Origin of the sequence: Henriciella sp. (assembly GCF_049649345.1) — a bacterium.
Classification (GTDB): Bacteria; Pseudomonadota; Alphaproteobacteria; order Caulobacterales; family Hyphomonadaceae; genus Henriciella.
The window spans coordinates 1-8,215 of the sequence record NZ_JBARZC010000428.1 but is presented as its reverse complement, the minus strand read 5'-3'; the positions used below and the strand labels follow the sequence as shown (position 1 = coordinate 8,215).

Here is an 8,215-nt window from a genome sequence, read left to right as displayed (position 1 = left end):
ATGTCCAAGAGTGTACTCGTTCCGCATCTGAGCGATGCGATGGTCCGCGTGACGGAACTGGCGGCGATTGCCGCTTACAAAATGGCTGGCCGAGGCGACGAAAAGGCGGCCGACCAGGCTGCTGTCGATGCGATGCGGACCGCTTTCAACTCGGTCGATTTCAAGGGCCGGATCGTCATTGGCGAGGGCGAACGCGATGAGGCGCCGATGCTGTATATCGGCGAAGAGGTCGGCACGGGCAATGGGCCCGAAATCGATATTGCGCTCGATCCGCTTGAAGGCACGACGCTGACGGCCAAGGCGATGGCGAATGCGCTCGCCGTGCTGGCCATCTCGCCGCGTGGCGGCCTGTTGCATGCGCCAGACACCTACATGGACAAGATTGCCATCGGGCCCGGTTATCCGGAGGGCGTCGTTGATCTCGACGAGACACCAGCGGCAAACATCAACGCGCTCGCGAAAGCCGCTGGCAAGCCTGTCGAAGCGATGACGGCCTGCGTGCTCGACCGGCCGCGCCACGCCGAGATTATTGAAAGCCTGCGTAGCGCTGGTGTGCGGATCTGCCTGATCTCGGACGGGGACGTTGCAGGTGTCATCAACACGACCAATCCGGATACAGGCATCGATCTTTATGTCGGGCAGGGCGGCGCGCCGGAAGGTGTGCTTGCGGCTGCGGCGCTCAAATGCGTTGGCGGACAGATGCAGGGCCGGCTTGTCTTTCGAAATGATGATGAAAGAAACCGCGCCAGGCGCGTCGGTGTCACCGAATTCGATACGAAATATTCGCTCAATGAACTCGCGAGCGAAGAGACGGTGTTCTGCGCGACAGGCGTGACCAAGGGCGGCTTGGTCGATGGCGTCATCGTGGGCAATGGCGTCACCATCACCGATACACTGGTCATGAGCTCGGCAGACGGGATGGTCCGGAAAATCCTGTCCCGCCATCGCACGGCCTGAGGCGGCCCGCGTGCCGGGCGCCTTTCTGTTTGATGTGGGCGAGTCGCTCTCTGGGCGGTTCTGGTCGCTCAAGCACGCAGATGAAGGCGATGTGCGGGCGCTCTGCCTGAAAGCCGGTATTTCCGACATTCTGGGGCGGCTGCTCGTCACGCGCGGCGTCCAGCCTGATACAGCAGCGACCTTCTTGAAGCCGACCCTGCGGGAGCTGTTTCCTGACCCGGCGGCATTTCAGGACATGGAGAAGGCGGCCAATCTCATCATCGATGCGCTGGTCGATGGCCGGAAAGTCACCGTCTTTGCGGATTATGACGTGGATGGCGGCACTTCCTCAGCCTTGCTCGCTCGCTATTTTCGCGCCTGGGGCCGCGATCTCGGCCTCTATGTGCCCGACCGGCTGATGGAAGGTTACGGCCCGTCGCCGGCCGCGTTCCAGTATCTGAAAGAGCAGGGCGCAGAGCTCGTCATTACAGTTGATTGCGGCGCAGCAGCAGTGTCCGCGCTGGAAACCGCTACAGATATCGGGCTGCCTGTCATCGTGGTCGATCACCATTTGATGGGCACATCGCTGCCGGACACGGCCGCCCTGGTAAATCCCAATCGCTCCGATGACACGTCCGGCTACGGTCATCTGGCGGCGGCGGGCGTTGTGTTTGTGCTGCTGGTGGCACTGAACAAGGCTGCGCGTGAGCGGGGCGTCGAGCCGGAGGGCGGACTGCCTGATATCCTGCCCTGGCTCGATCTCTGCGCGCTCGGCACGCTGTGCGATATGTCACCGCTTCGAGATGCGAACCGCGCCTTCGTCCGGCAAGGGCTGAAGATCATGGCGCGGGGCGGCAATCCCGGACTACGGGCACTAGCAGATGTGGCGGGGATTGGCGCCATCGAGAGTGTCTACCACGCGACCTTCGTATTGGGCCCACGCCTTAATGCCGGCGGGCGCGTCGGTGACCCATGGCTCGCCGCAAAACTGCTCGCGACCGACGATCGGACTGAAGCCATCGCGCTGGCTGAACGGCTTCACGCCTTGAATGATGAGCGAAAGGCGGTCGAAATGTCGATCCTCGAGGCGGCGACCGTACAGGCTGAAAAGCAGATCGAAGCCAATCCCGATCGCGGTATTATTATAGCTTCCGGCGAAGGCTGGCATCCGGGTGTGATCGGCATTGTCGCCGGGAGGCTGAAAGACCGCTTCCATCTGCCAAGCATCGTCATCGGCTGGGGCGACGATCTCGGCCCAGTTGCAAAAGGCTCGGCGCGGTCTGTCAAAGGCGTGAATATAGGTGATGCGATCAGCGAGGCGGCAAGAGGCGGACTTCTTCTGTCTGGTGGCGGGCACGCCATGGCGGGAGGCTTGAGCGTGGAGCCAGACGGCATTTCAGCTTTCGAAGACTGGATGGTCAGTCATATGGACCAGTTCTCCGATGAGCGCGCTGAAGCACGGCGTCTGGAAGTTGATGGCGTGCTGGCGCCCGGCGCTGTATCGCCGGATCTCTGCGATGAGCTGGATGAAATCGGCCCGTTCGGACAGGAAGCCCCACAGCCGGTCTTTGCTGTTCGCAAGGTGAGAGCCGTCTCGGCGCGCCGGATCGGGCAGAACCATATCCGCTTCTATGCTGAAGACGCGACGGGGCGGATCGAATGCGTGTCGTGGCGCTCGGCGGACACCGAACTCGGCGCAAAAATCTTCGCCGGCAAGACGCTGCATCTGGTCGGACGCCTTAAGGCAGATGAGTGGAATGGCCGCCGCCGCGCGCAATTTGAGGTGATCGACGCCGCAATTGCTGACGACAACTGACAAAAACTGGCTGGGAGGAGGAATGGCGACTTGAACACCTTGCCAAGCCCCGCTATACGCACGCCTTCCAACCGAGCGCTCCCTTCGTCTATCGGTTAGGACGCCAGGTTTTCAACCTGGAAAGAGGGGTTCGATTCCCCTAGGGAGTGCCACTTTCGCAACAATTTTCGTTAATTTGGCGAATCGTCACCCCAAGAGGGATGACTTTGCGGAAATGCCTTTCTACTATCGGGGTTTGGGGCTGATGGTAGATGACTGCATTGAGTTCGAAGGATGACACACCGGGCCCCTCGCCGATGGTGAGGGTGATCGGCCATGTTAAATGGTTCGATATCGCGAAAGGGTATGGCTTCGTCGTACCGTCTTCAGTGACTGAGCCTGCGCTGTCTTCTGATGTCATGCTTCACATCTCATGTTTGAGAACCTTCGGCGAAGCCTATGCCGATGAAGGCGCGCGTATTGTCTGCGATGCCGTACAGGGCGAGCGCGGCTGGCAGGTTGAGAACATCATCGAAATGGACCGGCCCAAGGCCGTCATCGCGAAGGAGCAAGGCGTCGCGCCCGAGCCTGAGACGGTCGTCGTCAAATGGTTCAACTCGACCAAGGGCTTCGGTTTTGTGAACCGTCCGAACCAGGAGACTGACATATTCGTCCATATTTCGGTTCTGCGCCGGGGCGGTATTGAAAGTGTGGAGTCGGGCACCATTCTGGACGCCGTCATTGAGGACGGGCCGAAGGGCGAACACGTCAATTCAGCCAAGCCGAAATAGAAGCATACCATTTTTATTGCGGCAGGTTGAGCCAGACGCTAGACCAGCCTCATGACACACAGACTTCTGAATTGCTTCATCGCAGCGATGGCGCTTCCGCTCCTCGCTTTCGGTCAGACGCTGGAGACCAGCGAGCTCTCCATCGATACCGACGAAACCAGCCATGCTTTCACGGTCGAACTCGCCGATGAGCCCGAAGAAATCCAGTTTGGACTCATGGAGCGCGAAAGCCTCGGCGCGGATGCCGGCATGTTGTTCGAATTCGTCAATCCGCGCGAACCGGCCATGTGGATGAAGAACACGCTCATCCCGCTCGATATGTTGTTTATTTCCAGCGATGGCACGATCCAGATGATTGCCCGCAATACGGTGCCGGGCTCGCTTCGCACGGTTAGCCCAGGCATGCCGGTTAAAGGTGTTCTGGAAATCAATGGCGGGCGCGCCGGCGAACTAGGCATTGAGCCTGGCGACAAGGTCAACCATCCGGTCTTCGATCTAAATGCCGGCTGACACGCCGTCGCAGCCACAGATCCCGGCCGGATTCGAAGTCTCAAAGTCGCGGGGACCGTTCACCACGCACAATGGCCCTGTCTATCGCGCGACCGAGCGCGGTGACATACGAAGCGGTCTCTGGGTGCTCGATCGCCACTGCAATAGTATGGGCTTCATGCATGGCGGCATGGTGAGTTCCTTTGCAGATGGCGCGCTGGCCTGGGCGGTCTGGGATGCGACTCGAAAGATGTCGGTCACCTTAAAACTCACGATCAGCTATTTCGGAACGATTCGGCAGGGCACTTGGCTGGAGGCTGTTCCAGAAGTCCTCTCCGTGAATGATGGCGTCGTCCATGTCTGGGCCAATTTGCTGGTTGGCGGTGACAAAGTCGCGGCGCGCGCAGATGCAACTTTCAGGACACTGCGACGCACAGCCAAATAGGGCTTGCCGATTGCAATCTGTCTGAATAGAAGGGGCGTCCGATGTCGGAGCGTGGCGCAGCCTGGTAGCGCATCTGGTTTGGGACCAGAGGGTCGGAGGTTCGAATCCTCTCGCTCCGACCATCGGTTGACCGGACAGCCGGAGGCTTCAAATGGACGCTCGGATCTTCAAGCCCAGAAAGTCAGCCATGCAGGCCGGCCGGGCCAAGACCCATGAATGGGTTCTCGAGTTCCGCGCGATCGATGCCCGCTTTTCCGATCCGCTTATGGGCTGGACGAGCATCAATGACACGACCGGCCAGGTGCGGATGCATTTCGAAACCCGTGAACAGGCGATCGAATATGCCAAACGCGAGGGCATCACGTTTACGGTTGAAGAATCGCGCGAGCCCAAACGCCTCGTGAAATCCTATTCGGAAAACTTCTCGGCGTATCGCAAGCAGCCCTGGACCCACTAGGGGTCACTCAACGGCCCCTTAGCTCAACTGGATAGAGCACCGGACTTCTAATCCGACGGTTACAGGTTCAAGTCCTGTAGGGGTCGCCATTGCGTCTTGATTGTCTATTCTGCCCCTTAAAGAGGGAGATAGACGCGATGAGATTGCCAAAGACCGGGAAAAGCTGGCCGGACATTCAGAAAGACCTCGAAGCCCGCGGATCGGACGATGCCAAATGGCGCGACGGCAAGACGGCCGTCTATGTGTTCAATGCCGGCGAGGATGTCGAACAGATCCAGAAGGAGGCCTATGCGGCCTTCCAGTCGGAGAATGGCCTCGGCCCGCTCGCCTTCCCCTCGCTTGCGCAGATGGAGAAAGATGTGATTTCCATGGCGCTTGGCCTTCTGAATGGACCAGATGGTGCGACAGGCGCGATGACATCTGGCGGGACTGATTCGATCACCATGGCTGTTAAGACGGCGCGGGACTATGCGCGCTCGAAAGGCCGCGCCAAGGAAAAGGCCAATATAATCCTGCCCCAATCTGCGCATCTGGCATTCGACAAGGCATCGTACCTGATGGACATCGAGGTGCGCCGCGTCGCGCTTGCGGATGATGGCAGATATCAGGCCGATCCGGGCGCAATGGCGACCGCGATTGACGAGAACACGATCATGATGGTCGGCTCGGCGCCAAATTTCCCGCATGGAATCATCGATCCGATCGGGGCGCTGGGAGATGTTGCGGAGAAGCATGACATTTGGCTGCATGTAGACGCATGCGTGGGCGGTTATTTCGCGCCCTTCGCCCGGATGAACGGCGTGCCGGTCCCGCCTTTCGACTTTGAAATCCCGGCCGTCCACTCGATGAGCGCGGACCTGCACAAATATGGCTATGCCGCAAAAGGCGCTTCCACCGTCTTGTTCAGGTCAGAAGAGCTCTACAGCTTCATGCCCTTCGACATGGCCGGCTGGTCTGGCGCTCCGATGAAGACGCCAACCCTGGCAGGCACGCGCCCGGGCGGGGCGATTTCATCAGCCTGGGCGGTGATGAACTATCTGGGAGAACAGGGATATCGGCGGTTGCAGGGCAGGGTCTGTGAAACGCGCGAGCGCCTCGAAGAGGGTGTGAAGGCTCTCGGCTTTGAGGTGCTCGGAACGCCGCTCCTCGGGCTTGTGGCCTTCCGCCACCCAGAGCTTCACTCCTTTGCTGTCTATGGCGAGATATACAGACGCGGCTGGTTCACCTCGGTCACCAAGGAACCGCCAAGCCTGCACCTGATGCTCTCGCCGCGCCATTCCGATGTCATTGACGAATACCTCGCCGATCTCCAGGCGGCCTGTGATGCCGTGCGCAGCGGCGAAGCGGCCAAGAAAAAGCAGGTGGAAGCGCGCTATAGCTGATCTGCTGGAGTTAGCGCTGCAAAAACTTCAAAAAGGGGATTGGACAAGGCCCTCCAGCGCGGGTATGACGCCGTTTCCCTCGTGGCCCGCCCGGGTAGCTCAGGGGTAGAGCAGCGGATTGAAAATCCGCGTGTCGGTGGTTCAAATCCGCCCCCGGGCACCATCTTTCCCCACCTGAGTGAACGATTGGACGGCTGTTCTGAACGTATTACGTGCAGCGTGTCACCTCGCCGCACAGTGAAGGGGCGCAATCCGCTGTCCAAACCGTTAGAATGGGTGAAGGTGGCATGTTGCCAAGCCTGTGAAAGCGTCCTAGTCCGGCGCAATCAAGCCGCAAGCTCCCGGGAGTTTATCTGTAATGACAGAGATTGAACGGTTCGCACTCGACTATCTGCCGGTGATCCTCTTTCTCGGCCTGGGTGTCATCCTCTCGCTGCTCTTTATTCTGGGCGCAGCCATCCTTGCCCCGAGCAATCCGGATCCGGAAAAGAATTCAGCCTATGAGTGCGGGTTCAACGCATTCGATGATGCGCGCATGAAGTTCGATGTCCGTTTCTATCTGGTCTCTATCCTTTTCATTATTTTCGATCTCGAAGTCGCATTCCTGTTTCCGTGGGCGGTCAGCCTCGGCGAGATCGGCGTCTTCGGCTTCTGGTCGATGGTGGTCTTCCTCGGTGTTCTGACGGTGGGCTTTATCTATGAGTGGCGCCGCGGGGCGCTGGAGTGGGAATAATGGCCGACGATTACAAACCATACGCACTTGGCGCTGGCCGCACCGGCGTGGAAGGCGGTCACCAGGTTCGCGAGGATGATCCGTTCTTCGCAGGCCTGTCCGACCATCTCGCCGACAAGGGCTACTTCACGGCGCGCGCGGATGATCTGATCGCCTGGGCGCGCACGGGCTCTCTGATGTGGATGACCTTCGGTCTGGCGTGCTGCGCAGTCGAGATGATGCAGGCGGGCAATCCGCGCTACGACCTCGAGCGCTTCGGCATGGCGCCGCGTGGCTCTCCGCGCCAGTCCGACGTGATGATCGTGGCTGGGACGCTGACCAACAAGATGGCGCCGGCGCTGCGCAAGGTTTATGACCAGATGCCTGAGCCACGTTATGTGGTTTCCATGGGCTCCTGCGCGAATGGCGGCGGCTACTACCACTATTCCTATTCCGTCGTGCGCGGCTGTGACCGCATTGTCCCTGTCGACATCTATGTGCCGGGCTGTCCGCCGACGGCCGAAGCGCTGGTCTATGGCATGCTCCAGCTGCAAAAGAAAATTCGCCGTGAAGGCTCGATCGAGCGCTAGGCGGGAGTAAGCGATATCATGAATGAAGCCCTGCAAGATCTAGGTGCGCATATCAGCGAGAAGTGCGCCGATGCCGTCAAAAGCTTTGACGTGCACCTCGGCGAACTGACCGTTCATGCCGAACGCGACTCGATCCTGAAGCTCGCCAAATTCCTGAAGGATGACAATCAGTGCGTGTTCGAGACGCTGATCGACATTTGCGGTGTCGATTGGCCGGAACGCACGCAGCGCTTCGATGTCGTCTATCATTTCCTTTCCATGCGCCTCAATCAGCGTATTCGTATCAAGGTCACAACGAATGAAGCCCAGCCTGTCCCCAGCCTGATCGATTTGCATCCGAGCGCCGATTGGTTCGAGCGCGAAGCCTTTGACATGTATGGCATCCGTTTTTCGGGGCATCCGGACCTGCGGCGAATCCTCACCGACTATGGTTTTGAGGGGTATCCGCTGCGCAAGGACTTCCCGCTCACCGGCTTCACCGAGGTTCGCTATGATGACCTCGAAAAACGCGTCGTTAACGAGCCTGTGACGCTGGTTCAGGAATACCGCAATTTCGATTTCCTCTCGCCTTGGGAAGGTATCCCGAAAGAGCTTCCTGGCGAGGAGAAGGCCGAGACG

Annotated in this window: 10 protein-coding genes and 4 tRNA genes; all 14 read left to right on the top strand. The window is 59.4% G+C overall.

Annotated elements, in window-relative coordinates; translation table 11 throughout:
• Window positions 1-957 (top strand): class II fructose-bisphosphatase (glpX, locus tag WA989_RS11860; protein ID WP_424340703.1); only part of this gene is annotated, 957 nt, incomplete at its 5' end.
• Window positions 958-967: 10 nt separating this feature from the next.
• Window positions 968-2,752, top strand: a complete 1,785-nt coding sequence (recJ, locus tag WA989_RS11855) for a single-stranded-DNA-specific exonuclease RecJ (RefSeq protein ID WP_424340702.1) — start codon at window positions 968-970, stop codon at window positions 2,750-2,752.
• Between the two features lie 77 nt (window positions 2,753-2,829).
• Window positions 2,830-2,904, top strand: a tRNA-Glu gene (locus WA989_RS11850).
• 99 nt (window positions 2,905-3,003) lie between these two features.
• Window positions 3,004-3,522 (top strand): cold-shock protein, encoded by a 519-nt coding sequence (locus WA989_RS11845; protein WP_424340701.1) that lies wholly within the window; start codon window positions 3,004-3,006, stop codon window positions 3,520-3,522.
• A gap of 51 nt (window positions 3,523-3,573) precedes the next feature.
• Complete coding sequence (locus WA989_RS11840; protein ID WP_424340700.1) at window positions 3,574-4,032, top strand: DUF192 domain-containing protein; 459 nt, start codon at window positions 3,574-3,576, stop codon at window positions 4,030-4,032.
• On the top strand, window positions 4,022-4,456 hold the full coding sequence (locus WA989_RS11835) for a PaaI family thioesterase (protein ID WP_424340699.1): 435 nt from the start codon (window positions 4,022-4,024) through the stop codon (window positions 4,454-4,456). Before WA989_RS11840 ends, WA989_RS11835 begins: the two co-directional genes overlap by 11 nt.
• Before the next feature lie 45 nt (window positions 4,457-4,501).
• Window positions 4,502-4,578: transfer RNA gene (locus WA989_RS11830), tRNA-Pro, on the top strand.
• A gap of 29 nt (window positions 4,579-4,607) precedes the next feature.
• Window positions 4,608-4,913, top strand: a complete 306-nt coding sequence (locus WA989_RS11825; RefSeq protein WP_424340698.1) for an ETC complex I subunit — start codon at window positions 4,608-4,610, stop codon at window positions 4,911-4,913.
• A gap of 12 nt (window positions 4,914-4,925) precedes the next feature.
• Window positions 4,926-5,002, top strand: a tRNA-Arg gene (locus tag WA989_RS11820).
• A 48-nt stretch (window positions 5,003-5,050) separates the two neighbouring features.
• The gene (locus WA989_RS11815; protein ID WP_424340697.1) at window positions 5,051-6,295 is read left to right on the top strand and encodes a pyridoxal phosphate-dependent decarboxylase family protein; all 1,245 of its coding nucleotides are present in this window, start codon (window positions 5,051-5,053) and stop codon (window positions 6,293-6,295) included.
• 88 nt (window positions 6,296-6,383) lie between these two features.
• A tRNA-Phe gene (locus tag WA989_RS11810) sits at window positions 6,384-6,458 on the top strand.
• Between the two features lie 195 nt (window positions 6,459-6,653).
• A complete protein-coding gene (locus WA989_RS11805; RefSeq protein ID WP_424340696.1) occupies window positions 6,654-7,028 on the top strand; it encodes an NADH-quinone oxidoreductase subunit A in 375 nt (124 codons plus the stop codon).
• On the top strand, window positions 7,028-7,597 hold the full coding sequence (locus WA989_RS11800; RefSeq protein ID WP_424340695.1) for a NuoB/complex I 20 kDa subunit family protein: 570 nt from the start codon (window positions 7,028-7,030) through the stop codon (window positions 7,595-7,597). The genes WA989_RS11805 and WA989_RS11800 overlap by 1 nt, the downstream gene beginning before the upstream one ends.
• Before the next feature lie 18 nt (window positions 7,598-7,615).
• A partial coding sequence (locus WA989_RS11795; protein WP_424340694.1) for an NADH-quinone oxidoreductase subunit C occupies window positions 7,616-8,215 on the top strand: 600 nt, incomplete at its 3' end.